The 18,416-nt window shown below is 69.9% G+C and carries 18 protein-coding genes and 1 pseudogene; 5 read left to right on the top strand and 14 right to left on the bottom strand.

What is annotated here, in order from left to right; translation table 11 throughout:
- Positions 1 to 13: 13 nt before the first annotated feature.
- Genes ACWD0F_RS06490 through ACWD0F_RS06480 form a run of 3 tightly spaced genes read right to left on the bottom strand, consistent with a single transcriptional unit; the run spans position 14 to position 3,214 of the window.
- A complete protein-coding gene (locus ACWD0F_RS06490) occupies positions 14 to 1,612 on the bottom strand; it encodes an ABC transporter permease (RefSeq protein WP_449872886.1) in 1,599 nt (532 codons plus the stop codon).
- Entirely contained in the window at positions 1,609 to 2,532 is a 924-nt protein-coding gene (locus tag ACWD0F_RS06485; RefSeq protein WP_449872885.1) for an ATP-binding cassette domain-containing protein, read from the bottom strand. Before ACWD0F_RS06485 ends, ACWD0F_RS06490 begins: the two co-directional genes overlap by 4 nt.
- Complete coding sequence (locus ACWD0F_RS06480) at positions 2,525 to 3,214, bottom strand: TetR/AcrR family transcriptional regulator (RefSeq protein ID WP_449872884.1); 690 nt, start codon at positions 3,212 to 3,214, stop codon at positions 2,525 to 2,527. Before ACWD0F_RS06480 ends, ACWD0F_RS06485 begins: the two co-directional genes overlap by 8 nt.
- Before the next feature lie 199 nt (positions 3,215 to 3,413).
- On the opposite strand from ACWD0F_RS06480, the gene lpdA reads away from it, so the two are divergent.
- Positions 3,414 to 4,793: a dihydrolipoyl dehydrogenase gene (lpdA, locus tag ACWD0F_RS06475; RefSeq protein WP_449872883.1), complete on the top strand. Its 1,380-nt coding sequence runs from the start codon at positions 3,414 to 3,416 to the stop codon at positions 4,791 to 4,793.
- A 28-nt stretch (positions 4,794 to 4,821) separates the two neighbouring features.
- Here lpdA and ACWD0F_RS06470 read toward each other — a convergent pair whose 3' ends face one another.
- Both ACWD0F_RS06470 and ACWD0F_RS06465 read right to left on the bottom strand, forming a co-directional pair.
- Positions 4,822 to 5,286 (bottom strand): anthrone oxygenase family protein, encoded by a 465-nt coding sequence (locus tag ACWD0F_RS06470; protein ID WP_449872882.1) that lies wholly within the window; start codon positions 5,284 to 5,286, stop codon positions 4,822 to 4,824.
- Positions 5,287 to 5,461: 175 nt separating this feature from the next.
- The gene (locus ACWD0F_RS06465; RefSeq protein ID WP_449872881.1) at positions 5,462 to 6,283 is read right to left on the bottom strand and encodes a hypothetical protein; all 822 of its coding nucleotides are present in this window, start codon (positions 6,281 to 6,283) and stop codon (positions 5,462 to 5,464) included.
- A gap of 246 nt (positions 6,284 to 6,529) precedes the next feature.
- Here ACWD0F_RS06465 and ACWD0F_RS06460 point away from each other — a divergent pair, with 246 nt between their 5' ends.
- Positions 6,530 to 7,006 carry a hypothetical protein gene (locus ACWD0F_RS06460; protein WP_449872880.1) on the top strand — a complete coding sequence of 159 codons (477 nt, stop codon included), beginning with the start codon at positions 6,530 to 6,532 and terminating at the stop codon, positions 7,004 to 7,006.
- Positions 7,007 to 7,130: 124 nt separating this feature from the next.
- A complete protein-coding gene (locus tag ACWD0F_RS06455) occupies positions 7,131 to 7,907 on the top strand; it encodes a hypothetical protein (RefSeq protein ID WP_449872879.1) in 777 nt (258 codons plus the stop codon).
- Between the two features lie 33 nt (positions 7,908 to 7,940).
- Here ACWD0F_RS06455 and ACWD0F_RS06450 read toward each other — a convergent pair whose 3' ends face one another.
- Positions 7,941 to 8,636, bottom strand: a complete 696-nt coding sequence (locus ACWD0F_RS06450) for an HAD family hydrolase (RefSeq protein ID WP_449872878.1) — start codon at positions 8,634 to 8,636, stop codon at positions 7,941 to 7,943.
- Positions 8,637 to 8,783: 147 nt separating this feature from the next.
- On the opposite strand from ACWD0F_RS06450, the gene ACWD0F_RS06445 reads away from it, so the two are divergent.
- Positions 8,784 to 10,838 (top strand): cellulose binding domain-containing protein, encoded by a 2,055-nt coding sequence (locus tag ACWD0F_RS06445; protein ID WP_449872877.1) that lies wholly within the window; start codon positions 8,784 to 8,786, stop codon positions 10,836 to 10,838.
- Between the two features lie 42 nt (positions 10,839 to 10,880).
- Here the strand turns inward: ACWD0F_RS06445 and ACWD0F_RS06440 are convergent, their stop codons facing one another.
- The 4 genes and pseudogenes from ACWD0F_RS06440 to ACWD0F_RS06425 form a co-directional block, all read right to left on the bottom strand.
- Positions 10,881 to 11,246, bottom strand: a complete 366-nt coding sequence (locus tag ACWD0F_RS06440; RefSeq protein WP_449872876.1) for a DsrE family protein — start codon at positions 11,244 to 11,246, stop codon at positions 10,881 to 10,883.
- Between the two features lie 147 nt (positions 11,247 to 11,393).
- On the bottom strand, positions 11,394 to 13,982 hold the full coding sequence (locus ACWD0F_RS06435; RefSeq protein WP_449872875.1) for an ATP-binding protein: 2,589 nt from the start codon (positions 13,980 to 13,982) through the stop codon (positions 11,394 to 11,396).
- A gap of 10 nt (positions 13,983 to 13,992) precedes the next feature.
- Positions 13,993 to 14,124 carry an MbtH family NRPS accessory protein gene (locus ACWD0F_RS06430; RefSeq protein ID WP_449872874.1) on the bottom strand — a complete coding sequence of 44 codons (132 nt, stop codon included), beginning with the start codon at positions 14,122 to 14,124 and terminating at the stop codon, positions 13,993 to 13,995.
- A 62-nt stretch (positions 14,125 to 14,186) separates the two neighbouring features.
- Positions 14,187 to 14,348, bottom strand: a pseudogene (locus tag ACWD0F_RS06425) (LLM class flavin-dependent oxidoreductase); the annotation flags it as partial.
- 110 nt (positions 14,349 to 14,458) lie between these two features.
- Between ACWD0F_RS06425 and ACWD0F_RS06420 the strand changes: the two are divergent.
- Positions 14,459 to 15,862 carry an MFS transporter gene (locus tag ACWD0F_RS06420; protein ID WP_449872873.1) on the top strand — a complete coding sequence of 468 codons (1,404 nt, stop codon included), beginning with the start codon at positions 14,459 to 14,461 and terminating at the stop codon, positions 15,860 to 15,862.
- A gap of 111 nt (positions 15,863 to 15,973) precedes the next feature.
- On the opposite strand, the gene ACWD0F_RS06415 is transcribed toward ACWD0F_RS06420, so the two are convergent.
- The 4 genes from ACWD0F_RS06415 to ACWD0F_RS06400 form a co-directional block, all read right to left on the bottom strand.
- On the bottom strand, positions 15,974 to 17,023 hold the full coding sequence (locus ACWD0F_RS06415) for a hypothetical protein (protein ID WP_449872872.1): 1,050 nt from the start codon (positions 17,021 to 17,023) through the stop codon (positions 15,974 to 15,976).
- A 57-nt stretch (positions 17,024 to 17,080) separates the two neighbouring features.
- On the bottom strand, positions 17,081 to 17,347 hold the full coding sequence (locus ACWD0F_RS06410) for a type II toxin-antitoxin system HicA family toxin (protein WP_449872871.1): 267 nt from the start codon (positions 17,345 to 17,347) through the stop codon (positions 17,081 to 17,083).
- 158 nt (positions 17,348 to 17,505) lie between these two features.
- Entirely contained in the window at positions 17,506 to 18,000 is a 495-nt protein-coding gene (locus tag ACWD0F_RS06405) for a hypothetical protein (protein WP_449872870.1), read from the bottom strand.
- 146 nt (positions 18,001 to 18,146) lie between these two features.
- Positions 18,147 to 18,383 carry a barstar family protein gene (locus ACWD0F_RS06400; protein ID WP_449872869.1) on the bottom strand — a complete coding sequence of 79 codons (237 nt, stop codon included), beginning with the start codon at positions 18,381 to 18,383 and terminating at the stop codon, positions 18,147 to 18,149.
- Between the last annotated feature and the right edge of the window lie 33 nt (positions 18,384 to 18,416).

The following is an 18,416-nucleotide window of genomic DNA, read 5'->3' as shown; positions in this document are numbered from 1 at the left end:
CGTATCTGTGGCCTTACCCGAAGTCGCGGCGGCGGAGGGCGAGCAGTCCGCCGCTGAGCAGGACCGCGGTGACGGCGAGCAGGGCCAGGATCGGTCTGGCGTCCATGGGTGCTGCCGCGAAGGCGTTGGGGATGTAGTGGAACGGTTCCAGCGGGCTGCCGCCCCACCGCCCGTAAAGGGGGCCGGCGACCTGCCCGAGCGCGGCGGTCAGGATCCAGACGATCCAGGAGATCGCCGCGCCCGCCTGCGGCGACATCGCGTAGGCGAGCAGGCACATCGCGCCGACGCACCAGGCGGCCGGCACGGCGCCCAGCGCCCCGGCCAGGAAGCGGGGCATGTCGGTGGCGAGGTCGCCCACAAGCACCGAATACAGCGTGCCGAACACGAGCCCGGCAACGGCCATCAGCGCCGTCGTGCCAAGCCCGGTCACGATCAGGTGCCCGGCCGCCCACCGGAGCCGGGTCACCGCGGTCGCCTGGACGGCCTCCGCGCGGCCTGAGATCTCCTCCGAGCGCAGCCGCAGCGTCATGAGCACCGGGTAGAGGGCGATGGCGTACGCGAGGATCAGGATCATGTACCAGGAGTAGGCGCCGAGCATCGCGTCCGCGGGTATGCCGAGGGTGTTCCTGATGTTGTCGACCACGATGCTCGGCCGCGAGAGCAGATCCCGGCCCAGCGGACTCAACCCGGCGGCCGCCGCCGCGAAGAAGGCGACCCCGGCCGTCCACTTCACCAGCAGGCCGCGGTGCAGCCGCCAGGCCAGGCTGATCGGGCCGCGCAGCTCCGGTGCCGTCGCCCGCCCGAGGCGTTCGGGCAACAGCCCGGCGCCGAGGTCGCGGTGGCCGAGCAGCTGATAGGCGACGGCGGACAGAACGACGCCGGCCAGGATCGAGATCCCGAGCATCCACCACCGCTCGTCCTGGTAGGCCCGCACCAGATGGCTCCAGCCGATCGGGGACAAGTACTTCAGCCAGTACTGCGCGCTCGCATCACCGGCATAGCGCATCACGAAGGAGACGGCGAGCAGGGACAGGCCGATCGCGGTGGCCGTACGGGCGTTGCGCGCCAGCTGGGCGGCGACGGCGGCGATCCCCGCGAACACCCAGCCCGCCACCGTGATCGCGGCCCCGTAGGCGAGCGATCCGATCGGTTCGAGCCCGATCCCGATCAGCACGACGGCCGTCACCAGCCCGCCGAGCAGGCTGTTCCCCGCCGCTACCAGCAGGGCGGCGGTCAGCTGAGCGTGGCGGCTCACCACGGCCGAGCGGACCAGCTCGCTGCGGCCGGCGTCCTCCTCCCTGCGCGTGTGCCGGACGACTGACATGACGGCCGCGAACGCGCTCGCCATATAGAGGAACCCGCCGCTCCGCCACGTGGCGAGCACCTCCAGCCGCGGTTCGGCGAACCCCCCGCCGAGCCCTTGGAGGAAGGCGTTGCTGCGGATGATGTCGATGTACGCAAGTTTCAGCTCGTGGGTGCCCATGTTCCTGTTGACGTAGGCGACCATCGTCAGAGCCAAGGTCACGATCAGCAGGATCCACCAAGGGGCGATGGCCCGTTCGCGGCGCAGCGCCAGGCGGGCGAGGTGACCGGCGCCGGTGAAAGAGTTCACCGTACCGCCCTTGCGTGTCGCCCGTCGATCCTGCCGGTGCGGTCGTAGTGCCGTAGGAACAGCTCCTCCAGGGTGGGGGGCCGGCTGACAAGGCCGCGTACGCCGGCGTCGGTGAGGTGGCGCAGCACGGCGTCCAGATCGCTGGTGTCGACGTCGAACCACACCCGGCCGCCCTCGGCGCGCACGCCATGCACGCCGGGCAGGCCGGCCAGCCCGTCCGCCGGCGCCGCCAGGTCGGCCTGGATGGAGGTGCGGGTGAGATGGCGCAAGCCGGCCAGGGTGCCGCTTTCGACCGTGCGCCCGTCCTTGATGATGGTCACCCGGTCGCACAGCGCTTCGACCTCGGCCAGGATGTGGCTGGACAGCAGTACGGTCCGGTTTCCGCGGCGCTGCTCCTGGCCCACCGTTTCGCGGAAGACCTCCTCCATCAGGGGGTCCAGCCCGGTGGTGGGCTCGTCGAGGATGAGTAGCTCGACGTCGGAGGCCAGCGCGGCGATCAAGGCCACCTTCTGCCGGTTGCCCTTGGAGTAGGCGCGGCACTTCTTGCGGGGGTCCAGGTCGAAGCGCTCCAGCAGCTCGACACGGCGCCGCTCGTCGAGCCCGCCGCGCAGCCGCCCGAGCAGGTCGATCACCTCGCCGCCGGACAAATGTGGCCACAGCGTGACATCGCCGGGTACGTAGGCCAGCCTGCGGTGCAACTCCGTCGCGTCCGCCCACGGATCGCCACCGAGCAGCCGGGCGGTGCCCGCGTCGGCGCGAAGCATGCCGAGCAGGGTCCGGATCGTGGTGCTCTTACCCGCGCCGTTCGGCCCCAGGAAGCCGTGCACCTCTCCGGTGCCCACGACGAGATCGAGGCCGTCCAGTGCGCGGGTGGCGCCGAACGTCTTGACCAAGCCTGTTACGGATATCGCGTCACTCATCGGAGTGCTCCTCGGCTGAACGAAGTGTGGCTTCGGCGTCTGGCCGGTTCTTGTCCAGGGCGTCGCGGTACACGGCGGCCTCTTCCGGGCTGAGCCAGGGGTGGGAGTAGAGGTCGAGCACGGTCAGGGCGAGCAGGTGGGCGCCTTCCTCGCTGGACACGTCGACACCCAGCCCTCGGGACACGTGCTTGTGCAGGATTCCGACGGCCATGGCCATCGCCGTGCCCACCGTCGCCCTGGCCGTGCGGTCGGCGAAGGGAGGATCGGGGCGGCGCTCGTCGAGCCTTGCGAGCCACTGCTCGCTCATCTGGACCATCGCGTCGAACACCGGCTCGGCCCATCCCTCGGTCAGGGCGCGCGCCAGGTATCGCTGGTAGGGGCCGAGGGCCGCCATGGAGGCCGCGACGTAGTTCACGCCCTTCACGCCGCCGGCGGCCGTGTCGGCGCCGGCCTGCTCGTTGATCCTGCTGATCAGCTTGACCAGGTGGGCGTCGCACGCCTCGCGCAGCGCCTGCTTGGACCCGAAGTAATGGCGCAGCAGTCCCGGGGAGACGCCCGCGGTCTCGGCGATCGCCCGGGTTGTCGCCTTCTCGAAGCCATGCTCCCCGAAATGCCGCAGGGCCGCGTCTCTGATCCGCGCGCGAGCGGTCAGGTCCTCAGGGTCGGGTCTTGGTGTCGTCACAGCCCATGGCTCCTATCCAAGCGCATAGGTAGTTGCTCGAATGAATAGGATACTATTCGGTTGTATAGGAGGTGTCCAGCGCGAGAGCGTGGACAACGCACCAGTGACCCGGTCACTGACCGCCTACGACGACTGACCGGAGATCGGACTTACTCGCCTGGTTCCGGGGTGGTTATGGGCGGACGGTATGGTCCGACTCATGAGCACTCACTATGACGTCGTCGTTCTCGGCGCGGGTCCGGGAGGATATACGGCCGCGGTCCGCGCCGCCCAGCTCGGGCTGCGTACCGCGGTCATCGAGGAGAAATACTGGGGTGGCGTCTGCCTGAACGTGGGCTGCATCCCGTCCAAGGCGCTGCTGCGCAACGCCGAGCTGGCCCACATCTTCCACCATGAGGCCAAGACGTTCGGCATCAGCGGCGAGGTGAGCTTCGACTACGGAGCGGCCTTCCAGCGCAGCCGCAAGGTGGCCGACGGGCGGGTCAAGGGCGTTCACTACCTGATGAAGAAGAACGCCATCACGGAGTATGACGGCCGCGGCACGTTCCTGGACGCGAACACGGTCCAGGTGAACGGCGAGACGATCACTTTCGCCCATTGCATCATCGCCGCCGGCGCCACCACCAGGCTCATTCCCGGCACGCGGTTGTCGGAGCGGGTGGTGACGTACGAGGAGCAGATCCTGACCGAGGAGCTGCCGGGCAGCATCATCATCGCGGGCGCGGGCGCCATCGGGGTGGAGTTCGCGTACGTGCTGCACAACTACGGCGTCAAGGTGACGATCGTGGAGTTCCTCGACCGGGTCGTGCCGCTGGAGGACGAGGAGGTGTCGGCCGAGCTGGCCAAGCGCTACAAGCGGCTCGGCATCGAGGTGCTGACCTCGACCCGCGTGGACGGCATCGAGGACACCGGCTCCTCCGTGAAGGTCACCGTCACCCGTGACGGTCAGCAGCAGGTGCTGGAGGCCGACAAGGTCCTGCAGGCGATCGGGTTCCAGCCGCGGGTGGACGGCTACGGGCTGGAGAAGACGGGCGTGGCGCTGACCGAGCGGGGCGCCATCGCGGTCGACGGGCGCTGCCGGACGAACGTGCCGAGCATCTTCGCCATCGGCGACGTCACCGCCAAGCTGATGCTGGCGCACGCCGCCGAGGCCATGGGCATCATCGCGGCCGAGACGATCGGCGACGCGGAGACCATGGAGCTGGACTACGTGATGATCCCGCGGGCCACGTACTGCCAGCCGCAGGTGGCCAGCTTCGGCTACACCGAGACGCAGGCGCGCGACCTGGGTTACGACGTGAAGGTGGCCAAGTTCCCCTTCACGGCGAACGGCAAGGCGCACGGGCTGGGCGACGCGGCCGGGTTCGTCAAGATCATCAGTGACGACACGCACGGCGAGCTGCTCGGCGCCCACCTGATCGGGCCCGAGGTCACCGAGCTGCTGCCGGAGCTCACCCTGGCACAGCAGTGGGACCTGACCGTGCACGAGGTCGCCCGCAACGTGCACGCGCACCCGACGCTCGGCGAAGCGGTCAAGGAGGCCGTCCACGGCCTCGCCGGACACATGATCAACATGTAGGCGCGAGTGATCGGCGCGGACGTGCCGGTCACTCCCAGACGACGAGCGCGACGCCCAGCAGCACCACGGCGAGCACGCACGCCCAGCCGCGCAGGGTGTTCCAGCGCGTCCAGCGGGGCGAGAAGGCCGTCCACTCCAGATCGCCCGCATCCAGCGCGTTGTTCATCGGCACGTTGACGCGGGCGGTCACCAAAATGGAGCCCGCGAAGACGAGCACGGCCGCCGCGATGGCCAGGATCCCCGGCGTACTCGCCCCGGTCAGCAGCAGGAGCACGCCCGCGACCAGCGAGAGGGCCGGGGAGAGCGTGAACGTCGCCAGGAAGGCCGGGTTGAGGATCTTCCTGTTGACGCTGCGGAAGGCGGTGGCCGCCTGGTCCTGGTCGATGGCGTCGAAGGCGGGCGTGATCGCCGTGGAGAAGGCGAAGTAGACGCCCGCCATCAGCCCGTTCAGCACGAGTGCGAGGATTGCCGCGATCGCCGCCAAAACGTCCATGGGGCAATGATCCACCTTGTGAGGGATATCCGCACGTCGATTAACCCGGGGATGCCGTCGCTGCCGACTGTCAGCCGGTGCCGGCCGCGTCGGGTCCGGCCGCGTCGGCTTCAGCCGTGTCGGGTCCGGCCGTGTCGGGTCCGGCCGTGTCGGTCCGGCCGTGTCGGTCCGGCCGTCAGTCGGTGGCGATCTCGTCGGCGAGGGTCTGGCCGGCCGCGATGGCCTCGCGCAACATGCGGGTCAGCGCGTCCGCCTGGTCGCTCAGGGCCCGCAGGCCCTCGGCGTCGCCCGACTCGGCCAGCAGGTCCCGATACCGGTCGTCGCTGCGCTGCAACTCGCAGGCGCGCAGCGCGGAGTCGGCGGCCCGCACCCGGCCGGCGTACACCTCCAGCTCCCACACCCACTCGGTGACCGCCGCGACCGAGCGGCCCAGGGCCTCCTGCTGGGGTTCGAGCACGGCGGCGAGCTCGGGCGTCATCACCTCGGCCAGCGCATCGGCCTGCTCGGCCCGGAGCTCCGCCTGCATGCGCACGAGGCGGGCGACCTCCCACAGCCGCTGCCGCAGCACGACGTCGTTGGCGACCTCGTCGAGCAGGCCGCCGCGGTTGACCCGGGAGGCCGTCACGTCCTGGATCGCCCGCCGCGCCCTGGCCAGCAGGTCGAGGCCGATGGTGTCCAGCTCCGACGGGATGACGTAGCGGCCGGCGTACCTTCCGGCCGGCCGCCGGCTCGCGGCGGGGCGGGCGACGCCGATGAAGAGGACCGTGACGAGGAAGACCATCACGGCCGCCAGCCCCGCCGACTCGTGGTCGGTCTGGAAGGCGGCCACGGCGAACAGCGCGCCGCTCACGCCGGTGACGCCCGCGCCGGCGGCGAACAGGACCCGCGTCCACCGAGGCGGCTCCGGGTCCGGGCTGCCGAGCAGGACCGCGAGCGCGCCGACGGCCCGCCACCGGTCCCGCCGGGGAAGGGCGGGGTCCACGATCGGCTCATCCATCCAGTTCCCCATCAGCCTGCCCCTCGGTTACGTCGCGGAAGACGGCACCCCTACGAGCACACCGCGTACGGCCCGCTGGATCCACCAGGCGTGTGTGCGAATGTCGTGAAGATGTTGTGCAGCCATCCTTCGGCGGTGGTGGGCCGCCATTCTCACCAGATCTTCAGAATCAGTACAGGAACCTCCAAGGCTCTCTCAGAAAGCTGGGAGAAACCGAAGACAGATCGCATCGGATGGTGGTCCCGCATGACCTCGACGTCCTCTGACCTGCTTCCGCGGCCGGCTCGCCGGCGGACCGGACCGACGGCACTGCGTCTCGGCCTCCTGGCGCTGGTCGCCATCGGCATCATGGGAGCCGCCGCGGAGCTGGCGTTCGAACGTCACTGGCAGAGCCCGGTGCAACTGATCCCGTGGGTGGCGCTGGTGCTCCTCGCGGCGGGGCTGGTGCTCCTCCTGGCCGCGCCGCGCGCGATCACCGTGGTCCGCGTGCTCGCCGCGGTGGTGCTGCTCGCCTCGGTGTACGGGGTGTTCATGCACGTCTCCGTCAACCACGGCTCGGGAGCGTTCGACCCCGCGTGGGACACGCTCTCGCCGCTCACCCAGTGGTGGTACGCGCTCACCAAGTCGGTCGGCTCCGCGCCGCCGCTCGCGCCCGGCATGCTGGCCCAGGCCGCGCTGCTGCTCCTGCTGACGTCCACGATGAAACGGCAGCCCGCCGGATGAACGCGATCTGAACTGAATCTGAAACCTTTTCGCCTCGCTCGGCGTCACATCCAGGCATACGCGTTCGTGACTGGATGAGGCTGGTGAGGTGGGAATGGCGTTAGGTCAGTCAGGTCGGCCATTCGTGGCGGCCGTAGTGATCGGGGCCGCCGTGTTCAGCGCCGACGGAGCCGCGGCCAGAGTCGTCCCAGTTCCGGCCGCCGGCCCGGCGGCGGTGGCCGCGGCGGCGGTGGCGGCCGAGTCGCACAGGCCGGCCCGCAGCCCGGCGGCCCAGGAGGACGATCCCGTGTGCGTGCGGATCAAGGGCGCTGAGGCGTGCGCCGGGCCGGACGGGAGCGACCGGCCGGGGATCACCATCGAGGACACCGCGAACGACAGGCGGCATCCGGCCGTCGAGTACTACCTCAACGGCTATCTCGGCACCGTGTACGTCATCCACAACCTCGGCCGCAAGGGACAGGTGCGCGGCAACAAGGAGATCGGCAAGGTCGTGACGTTCCGGGCGGCGGTCTACAAGGGGAACCGCCGGGTCTCGTTCGGCCGCTGGCAGACCGTACGAAATATCGCCAAATATCCGGTAAAGCGGGAGACCCGCGTCACGCCCGCCACCGCCCGCGCCAGAGCCAAGGTGTGCACCTCGACCAAGAGCGCCGCCACGACCTGCTTCGCCGAGCAGCAGAACACGTTCGTCTTCGCCTGTGACACCAGCGCCGACCGGTATCAGGCCCGCGCCGAATACTTCGCAGGCGGCGACCCGACGACGCGCTACGAGATCCATCAGCTCGCCGGGGTCAACACGTGCGGCAAGGCCGAGCACGGCGAGCTGGCCATCAGCATGTACCGCGCCTCGGTGTTCGACGGCAGGCATCGCGTCGCCACGAGGTTGTACAAGTACAACTAGCGCTTTCCGCCGGCGCCGGGCCCGCACCCGGCGTCAGCGGGCTCGCAGCCGCGCGGGCAGGTCGAAGACCGACTCCAGCCGCCGCTCCGCCGGGATCCCGGCGCTGCGGTGCGGGTCGATGAGGAACGCCGTCATGCCCGCGCGCTCCGGCCCTTCGAAGTCGGGCCCGTAGGTGTCGCCCACGAACACGGCGGACGACGCCGCCACACCCAGCAGGCCGAGCGCGCCGGCGTAGATCTTCGGATGCGGTTTGCGCCAGCCGACCTCGACGGAGGTGACCACGGCGTCGAACGACGACCGCAGCCCCATCGCCTCCAGATGGCCGGGCACCAGGCTCGGCTGGTGGGTGTTGGTGACGACCGCGAGGCGATACTCCGCCGACAGCCCCTCGATCAGCTCCGCCAGGCCCGGAAGATAGTGCACGCCGGTGCTCCATTCCGCCACGTACCGGGCCGCGAACTCCTCGACCTCGGCCAGGCTCGGCTCGCGGGACAGAGCCCTGGTCAGGAAGACCGTGCCCGCGTCGGCCATCGAGAACTCGTGATCGTCCAGGTCGCTCAGCCGGTCGAACTCCGCCGAGACGCCGGACCAGGCGGCCAGGAACTCCTCGTAGGTCAGCGTGCCGCCGAGCCGCCGCAGCAGGGCGTGGGTGCCCTCGTATCCCTGCTCGGTCCGGCTGGGCGAGTATGCGACGAGGGTGCCGAAGAAGTCGAAGAGGATGTGCGTCACCGGTGGCATGGCACCATCCTGCCCGGTGACCGCGGCGTGAAAGTTTCACCGTTGGTTGACGATCGGGACGGCACCCTCCATGATCGCGGTGCCTCCTGGTCAGGAGGGGGCGTCGAGTGAATACCGCGATCATGGCGAGGTGCGCCGATGCCGACGAAACTGCCGACGAAACCCCTTTTACGAGCCGCGTCCGCCGTCCTGCTGACGCTGACAGCCCTGAACATCCCAGCGGCGAACGCCGACGACGTCGCCCCCGTGGCGGTGACCGTCAACGCCCGTGCCGGCCTGGCCACCGTCCCCGAAACGGGGATCGGCTCCAACCATGCCATCTGGGACAGCAACCTGGGCACCGACGAGACCGCCGGCCTGCTCAAGAACGCCGGCGTGAAGCTGCTGCGTTATCCCGGTGGCTCCTACTCCGACATCTACCACTGGGCCGACCACACCGCTCCCGGCGGCTACGTGGCGCCCAACACGGACTTCGACACGTTCATGCGGGGCGTGCGGCAGACCGGAGCCCAGGCGATGGTGACGGCCAACTACGGCACCGGCACCGCCGCGGAGGCCGCCGCCTGGGTCCGCCAGGCGAACGTCACCAAGGGCTACGGCGTCAAGTACTGGGAGATCGGCAACGAGAACTACGGCAACGGCCGCTACGGCGCCGCCTGGGAGGCCGACGACCACGCCGACAAGAGCCCGGCCGAGTACGCCCGCCACGTCGTCGCCTACGCCGACGCGATGAAGGCGGTCGATCCCACGATCAAGATCGGCGCGGTGCTGACCACGCCGGCCAACTGGCCCGACGCCATCACGGCCGAGGGCGACGACGGATCGTGGAACAAGGTCGTGCTGTCGATCGCCGGCCCGAAGATCGACTTCGTCATCCTGCACTGGTATCCGGGGGCCTTCGACAAGGCCGCCCAGATTCCCGACATGATCCACCTCACCCGGCGGCAGATCGCCACGTACGCGGGCGCCGGCTCGGAGCGGATCGGCATCTCGATGACCGAGTTCAACACGGGGAGCAGCAGCAACGGCGCGACCACCCAGCCCGGCGCCCTGGCCGCGGCCGACGCCTACGCCTCGCTGCTGGCGAACGGCGTCTTCACGGTCGACTGGTGGAACGTCCACAACGGCATCGGCACCGTCACGCAGGTCGAGGGCCATACCGACTACGGCGACTTCGGGTTGTTGTCGAGCGGGGGGTGCACCTCCGACGGCAGCGTCTGCGAGCCGGCGCTCAACACGCCGTTCGCGCCGTACTACGCGCTGCAGATGATGAGCAAGTTCGCCCGCCCCGGCGACCAGTTCATCCGGTCGGCCACCGACCAGGCGAACGTCACCGCGCACGCCGTCCGCCGCCCCAACGGCGACCTGGCCGTCCTGCTGATCAACACCTCGTCCGGCACGTCGTACCCGGTCACGATCGGCTACTCGGGCTTCACCCCGGCCTCCGGCGCGCCGGCCGTGCTGACCCACACCAACGGCGCCACCGCCATCACCGCCTCGACCGGGGGCAGCGCGACCAGCAGGACACTGCCGCCGCTCTCCCTGACCACGGTCGTGCTGCGCCCGGCCACCGCCCAGACCGGGCTGCCGGGCGCGCCCAAGCAGCCGGTCGTCTCGAACGTGACGGACAAGAGCGCCACGATCTCCTGGCCGGCCGCCGCCCCGGGCGCGCGTCCGATCGTCAAGTACGAGGTCCACCGGCAGAACGGCGCCATCAGCGAGCAACTGGGCGAGACCGCCGGCACCTCGTTCACCGCCGGCAACCTCAAGCCGGGCACCCGCTACACGATCAACGTGCTCGCGCGCGACAGCGGCGGCGGCCTCTCGGCGGCCTCCCCGCCGCTGACGTTCACCACCGGCACGCCCGCGACCAGCGCCTGCACCGTACGGCTGACCAACCAGTCCGACTGGGCCAGCGGCTACGTCGGCGCCATCGACATCACCAACAACGGCGCCCCGATCAACGGCTGGACCCTCAGCTTCACCTGGCCCAGGACGTGGCAGAGCCTGGGCAGCGGCTGGAGCGCCGTCTGGACGCAGAGCGGCTCGGACGTCAAGGCCGTCAACGACACCGGCAACGGCGCGCTTGCCACCGGGGCGTCGGCCACGATCGGTTTCGTCGGCAACTACAGCGGCCCGAACGTGCTCCCCGCCGTCTTCACCCTCAACGGCACGCTCTGCACGACGGGATGACCGTGCTCGGGGGGCCGTCTTCACCCGACGGCCCCCCGAGCCTCAGTAGCTGAAGGTGGTCGCGCCCTCGTCGCCGATCCACTCCCACATGGGCACGGTGCCCCCCAGCTCCGCGCCCTCGATGAGCTGACCGCGGTCGAGCGCGCGGGCCTCGAAGCAGATCGGGCAGACGAGGTAGCGCCCGCCCGCCTTGATGTAGCGCTCGACGAGGTCGGCCAGCGGCGGGCAGCCGGCGCACGCGACGCCGACGGCGATGCCGTCCAGCGCCAGCCGGGCCGCCTCCTTGGTGAGGAACATGAGCGTGGGCCGCCCCTGCTCGGCCGCGCCGACCGCGACGAGGAAGGCCACGGTGACCCGCTCGGGGTCCTCCAGCCCGGTGGTCAGGCTGACGACTGCTTTTCCGGCCATGGTCGGCTCCTTCGCGCTTGACGGGTGATGGCCGCCCTGATGCCGGGGTGCAGCCCGCCGTGGCTCGCACGGCGCCGGTCGCGGACAGGGCGCCGCTCCGCAGGAAAGGTACGTCCCGCGCGGCCACCGGCAATTGAGGAGATTTCCCTATTTTGCGGGGTCGCTGACCAGGTTCAGCCGATGCGCCGCGGCGGCCGCCTGCCCGCGGCTCGTCACCCCCAGCTTGCCCAGCACCGCCGAGATGTGGTTGTCGACGGTCTTGACCGACAACGACAACCGCCCGGCCACCTCGGCGTTGGACAGCCCTTCGACCAGGAGTGCCAGCACCTCGACCTGGCGCGGCGTCAGCCCGGCGGCGTTGGCCGCCGTCGCCCGGCGCGGGCCGCGCGGCACCCGGGTGAACCCGCGCCCGCGCAGCTCGGCCCGCAGCCGCTCGGCCGCCCGGGTGGCCCCCAGCTCGTCCAGAGCCCGCAGCGCTTCCCGCGCGGCGTCCTGATCACCACCAGCCAGCGCCTCCACGCGCGCGTACCCCGCGCCACGCCGCGCCCACTCCGCCGCCGCACCCGCCCAGTCGCCGTCGATCATGAGCTGGTACGGCCGCGCCACCGCACCGGGAACCCCGGCCCCGCCCGCCAGCCACAACCGGTGGGCCAGCTCCCCGACGTAGACCGGATGGCCCATGGCCATGGCGAGCTCCAGACCCCGCCTGGCCTCATCGGCGGCGCGCTCGGCGTCGCCCTGCCAGCGGAAGTACTCCGACCGCGCCGCGGCGACAGGACACACCCGCTGTGTCTCCCCCGTGCGCTCGGCCTGGCGGGCGGCCTCGTCCAGGGTGGCCCGCGCGCCAGGCTCGCCACGGGCCGCCTGGATCCGGCCTCGTGCCACCAGGGCGGGCACCACGGCGACCCCGTTGCCGACCGGCCCGTCCAGCGCCGCGTCCGCGTCGGCCAGCGCGCCGGCCCAGTCGCAGCGGGCCAGCCGCACACCGGCCCGGACGCCCAGCAGGTACTGGACGTAGCCGTCGAGGTCCTGCTCGGTGGCGTAGGCCAGGGCCCGGTCGACCGCCGGGGCCGCGGCTTCGTACTCGGCGAGCTGGATCAGCGCGGTGGCCAGGTTGACCAGCGCCCGCGCGGCGTGATCGGCCAGACCGAGCGCGGCGGCCCGCTCATGCGCCGCCCGCAGCGCACCGGCCGCCGCACCGGTGTCCCCGGTGCCGGCCATCAGCCGGGCGCTGCTCACGTTGATCGCCGCGTGCACGGAGGTCTCCGTGTCGCCCAGCCGGTCGGCCAGGATTCGCGCCCGCTCGCCCCACACGACCGCCGTCTCGTGCTCGCCCGCCAGCATGTGGAGCTGCGACCGGTTGCTGTAAGCCATCGCGAGCTGCCGACCCGGCGGCCCGTCCTGCAGGACCGTCACCGCGCGGGCGGCCGCCTCCCTGGCCTGTACCGCGTCCCCGGCCCACCAGGCCAGCCGGGAGATCCAGCGCAGGTTCTCCCCGACGCGTTCGGGTTGCCGCAACTCCTCGCGGACGGCCAGCGCCGCCCGCCGGGCGCGCAGCCCCTCCTCGGCCAGCCCGGCCAGGTACGCCTGGAACGCGTACGCCTCCAGCAGCCCGGCCCGTTCCGGCGCGGCCAGCCGATCGGCGTGCGCGGCGGCGGCGCGATAGTGGGCCACCGCCTCCCGATGCGCGCCGTGCCTGGCCGCCCCCGCCCCCGCCACCTGCCCGTACCGCAGGACGGCGGCGTCGTCCCCCGCGTGCAGCGCGTGGTGGACCAGGCGGCCGGGATCGACGCCGGCCACCTCCGCCAGGATGCCCAGCACCCGCCGGTGCAGGGCGGCGCGCCGGACCGGCGGCAGCGCGTCCTCCACCGCGCTGCGCAACAGCTCATGACGGAAGGACACACCGTCGCCCGACGGCACCAGCACCCCGCCGTCCAAGCACAGGTCGAGCAGGTCGGGCACGCCCGCCACGACGGCCGCGTCGGCGCGCGTCGGGATCACGGCCACGAGCCTGGCCAGCTCCCGGGCGGCCGGCGGCAACGACCGCAGCCGGTCGAGGACGAGATCCTGAACGGTGGCCGGCACCGCCGGGCCCCCGGCCTTGCACAGCTCGGTCACCAGCAGCGGGTTGCCGCCGGTCAGCCGGTAGACCAGCGCGGGATCGCGCCCGGCCGCGCGCGCCCGCTCGCTCACGCACTCCTGCGACAGCGGCGGCAGCGACACGCGCCGCACGATGGCGCTGGGCAGGGCGGCCAGGGCGCCCCGCAGGGGATGCTCGGGGCCCACCTCGTCGTCCCGGTAGGTCACCACGAACAGGGCCGGTGTCCTGGCGATCCGCCGTCCCGACCAGACCAGCCAGTCGAGCGTGGCCCCGTCGGCCCAGTGGGCGTCCTCCACCACGACGACCGGGCGCGGCCGCCGGGGCGGACCGGAGAGCTCGTCGAGGAAGGCCGCGAAGATCTCCTCCTGCGCGGCGCCGGCGCGCAGGAGATCGGCCACGGGGCCGCCGGTCTGGCGGGCGATGTCGTGCAGGGGGCCGAGCGTCCTCGGGGTGATCAATCGATCGCAACCACCCCAGAGCACCCAGGCCGCCGGCCCGCACCGGCGGGCGAACTCGGCCACCAGCACGGTCTTGCCGATGCCCGCCTCGCCCGCGAGCACGGCAACGCTCCCGCCGCTCCCGCGTAACAGGCCGCCGAGGAGATCGAGGGTCGCGGAACGTTCCCACAGCTCCATCTCCCAGATGCTAATCCCGTTGCGACTGTTTGATCAGACTCAGTGGACGTATGTCGGTCCAGCGCAGCTCCACGTAGTCCAGACAGGCCCGGCGGCCCGCCTCGCCGAAGGCGACCGTCCACCCCGCCGGACCGTCGGCCACGACGAGTGCCGGCCCTCCTCGTTGCGGAGGACGAATCGCAGCAGGTCCAACGGGCCTGAGGCGGCCAGCGCGAATGGCACTCTCGGCCGCTGCACGCACCCTGGCCGCACATTGTTGTCGATCGCCGAATAGAACTCACCTCTGTGCGTCGTGCTCCGCGTTCTGAGCAGCCGATCGGTGAGGCTGACGAATTCCTCGAAACGGCGGGCCCGGTCAGACGCCAGCGTTCGACGCTTTCACTCCACCGCCGATCAGGCGGGATCATCACTCCGACGCGCTCCGAACCATCTCCCTGACCTTGGCAAATTCCCCGAACCACCCCGCTGAATACCGAATGGATTCATGGCCTCCAGCACGTCGATTCGCGTGGCAATCGATTATCACCTGGACTGCGCGAATCATCTGGTCGGCTAGACACTGGACATTTGTCCCCATATACGATGACTGCTCGATGATCGGCGACACGGAAGCGAGGCAGAGTTTGCGTTCGTCACCCTATTGGCCGATCGTTTCCCATCCGGTGCTGCGCCGGATACTGCCCGCATTGGCGGTCTCCGCCATCGGCGACGGCATGGCCCTGGTGGCCGTGACCTGGATGACCCTGCAGCTGGTGCAGGGAGCGCCGGGGCCGTGGGTCGGTGTGGCGCTGGCGGCCTACACCGCGCCCAGCGCGCTCGGCACGTTGTTGTTCGGCCGGTTCCTGCGCCGTCGCGACAGCATGACGTTAGGCAGCTGGGACGCGATCCTGCGCACCACCGCGCTGGCCGCGATCCCGGTGGTGTTCGCGGTCGGCCTGCTGACGATTCAGCTCTACGTGGCGCTGCTGGCGTTGTCGTCGCTGCTGCACGCCTGGGGTTCCTCCGGGCGCTACACCCTGATCGCCCAGCTCCTGCCCGAGCGGCACCATCTCGCGGCGAACGCGGTGCTGAGCACCCTCACCGAGTTCGCGACCATCGTGGGTCCGGCGCTGGCCGGGCTCATCGTTCTGTGGGGAGGCGCGGCCACCGTCCTCGCGGTCGACGCGGCCACGTTCGCGATCCTCGCGGTCACCTACCGGCTGGCCATCCGGCGACGGCGGACCATCGACGCCACGGCACCACCGGAAGGCGCCCAGGCCCAGGAGGCGAGCGCCGGCGCGCTCGCCGAGATCCGCCGCAATCGGCCGGTCCTCGGGGTGCTGCTGCTCACCTTCGGGTTCTTCGTCTTCTTCGGCCCGGTTCTCGTGGCCCTGCCGATCTACGTCGTGGTCGACAACCAGGGCTCGGCGTTCGTGCTGAGCGCCTACTACACCACCTTCGGGATCGGCGCGGTCGCCGGCGGCCTGGCGACCGGCTACCTGCGCCGCCTGCCGCTGACCGCGAGCCTCGTCGCCATGGTGCTGGGCTTCGGGGTGACCCTGCTGCCGCTCGGCGTCGGCGCGCCGCTCGGCCTCTGCCTGGCCGCGTTCGGGATCGCCGGGCTGTTCTGGCCGCCGTTCACCTCCTTCTCCATGGCGCTGCTCCAGCGCGGTGCGGCGAAGGAGGCACTGCCGTCGGTGCTGGCGGCCAACGGCGTCATCGGTGTGGTGGCGGTGCCGCTCGGCACCATCCCCGGCGGCCTGCTGGTGGGCCTGATGGGCGCCCGCCAGACGCTCCTGTTGTCGGCCGTGCTCACCCTGGCTCTGGCCGGGGCGGCCGTCCTGGTGCTGGCCGTGCAACTGGCCCGGCGGCGACCGCGGCCCGCGCTCACCGATCCATGACGATCGTCCGAACTGCTGTGACACATGGGACCGACCTGCTGACTTCCGAGCATTCAGCTATTTGTCGATAAAACCGGAGTGTCGACACGCATGGGGATCTACGTCCGCAGTTTACGACTCAAGAAGCTCACATAGGGCGTCTAGACCGGAGAGCGGCGGATCGCGGAATCGCCCCAAAAGGAGCCGATCAGAATGGTCAAGGGTCATCTCGTCAGCTGAACGGGTGGGTAGGCCTCGCTCCAGCTCACTCAGCGCCTCCTCAGTCCGGCCGAGCCCAGCCAGGGCAAGAGCCTGATAGAAGGTCCTCGTGAAGGAGGTGAGTTGCTCGCCAGGTGAGGACAACGCATCAGCGAAGTGTCCGGTTGCCTTATCGGTGTTGGTGGGCCAGGCAATCGCGCCGAGCAGCACCTTGGCTCCGAGAACGTCGTTGGGCCGAAGGCGAGTGACAACGACCAGTTCGGATGCCGCCTCCTCGAACCTGGCAAGTCCGAACAGCAAGTGGCCCTTATTGAAGTGGAGGGAGGCGTTGTCCGGGTCAAGGGTGATCGCGTGATCGTATGCGATCAGCGCGTCTTCCGGGCGACCGACGCGGTACATCGCGTCGGCGTGCTCGGCATGTCGCCACGGCTGATCGGGCTGGGCCCGCAGCAGCTCGTCATAGGCCGCAAGTAGCTCCGGGAACTGGTGGGGCGCCACCTTCGAGGTGGCCGTGGCCAGGGCCTCGGCCGCGGTAATCCAAGCCACCCGGCCCATAGCACCTCCTGCAGTATTTGGCGCCAGAGTAGCCCGTGGATCAGCCAGCGGAATGTCTATTGAGTTAAGCACCATCGGCCATGCGGCAGTACACGGTGGTTTAGGGCGTTGGTGGGGCGAGGACGCAGAGGTCGGCAAGGTCATAGGCTCCTTGCCGACACCGAGAAGGCCGCGGCGCCGCGTCGGTGGGCGTAAGGTCATCCGCGCTCTCAAACGGTCCTGCGTCCACGTGGCAGCCGAAAATCGTCTGAGGACCTCGCCCTTGTTGGCTCTGGATGCGTCGGCCTGGCGGGCGAACTGCTGAGCGTCGGCCTGCCGCCGGCCGACCAACGGGTGACGTTGCGGCTCGACGCGCAGACCTTCCAGGTGATCGCCATCCAAGGCGAGACCGAAGTCGGCGATCGTCACGACCTCAGCCCGCTTTGATACGGACGCCGGCAACCGTCTGCCAGGCGCCGTCCCCTCTCAATTCCCTGGGCGACTGATCAGTCGTCGGATAGCCAGAGCCACCCGAAGAAAGACTGGAGGGTGCCGAGTCATACCAACGTCGAGAAGAATCGCTTGCAACGTATCTTGCGCTAGCTGCGTATCGTCATCGGCGGGGATCGTCGTGCAACGGCCGTCAGGGTGACACATGATGCGATGCCCGCCGTGGATGTGCATTGTCACGAATCCTGTGCGTTCCAGGAGCTCGACAACCAACTTGGCAGGCAGCCTGGATGCTAGGGGCATTGAAGAATCCTCATCGTCAGGACCTCAGGGCTTCCACAGTATGCTCTGACTCAGGCGCATGTGGGCGACCGTGCGGATGCGTCAGTGTGCGGGGACGTTGCTGTCAGCCCTGCTGTCGCCTCAGCCATAGTTGCTGAGTCTCGTGGCCCGACAGCGGATCAGCGACGGCCGCCGTACAAAGACACTCGTTCGTCCTTGTCATGGTCAATCTCCGCGGCGAGGAACATGTCGCGCTGCCACCGCCTGTGGGCGATGTTGATAGTCCATTGCTCGTAGTACCACTCCGTGCTGTAACCACTGAAACGAAAGTTCGCTCGGTAACGGGCATGTTCTCCTGGGCGAAGCGAGAACACCTTGCCGGGGAATCGGTTGGTCGGGTACGCGGCCCGCACTGGGGTTCGCGCCACTTCAATGGCTGCTTCGGACAGCTTGAAACGCAGCCCATTGAGCTGTATGGGAAGGGAGTGGCTGCCTATGACAGCGGTTGGTACGTATCCAGTCCGTTCCTCGGCGAGCAGATCGTGAACGACGAGTGGTGCGTCGGGCACTGGCGGCAGTTCAAACGCCGAGGGGATCTCTCGTCGCTGTAAGGCCTCTGTAGCGCCACGTGTCTGCTTGGTCCACCGGATTACGATTCGCTGCACAATCACCATGTTGTTCCCCTAGGTCAGTAACCACGCTAGCCGAACCGCAGTAGCGAACCCTGCGGGACGGTTCCAGACCCAGTTCAACCGGGTCACGCCGTCGAGGTCAGCATGGAGCTGGGCCGGCCGCGCGAGGTCATCACTGAGCCCGGCAGTTACCTCAACACGACACTCACATCGTGCTCCCCGAAGATCGTCTGGATGATGTCGAAGTATGTCGGAGCGTCGTCCGTCTCTTCCAAGGTCCCCGTCAGGGACTGCCGCGCAACGTGGGAATCGCTCCAGAACAGGGTGAACGGCGCCCTGGCCCCGAAGCCGCCCCGCAGGCAGTCGTCCAACGCATCGAGATTCCGGCCGAAGTAGCCGCCAGGCCCGTTGATCGCCTCTCCCATCGCCAGGTAGAAGGCGGCCTCATCAGTGATGTG

Source organism: Nonomuraea sp. NPDC002799, assembly GCF_053592075.1.
Note: the sequence above shows the minus strand (reverse complement) of the source record. Positions and strands in the feature narration are given on the sequence as shown.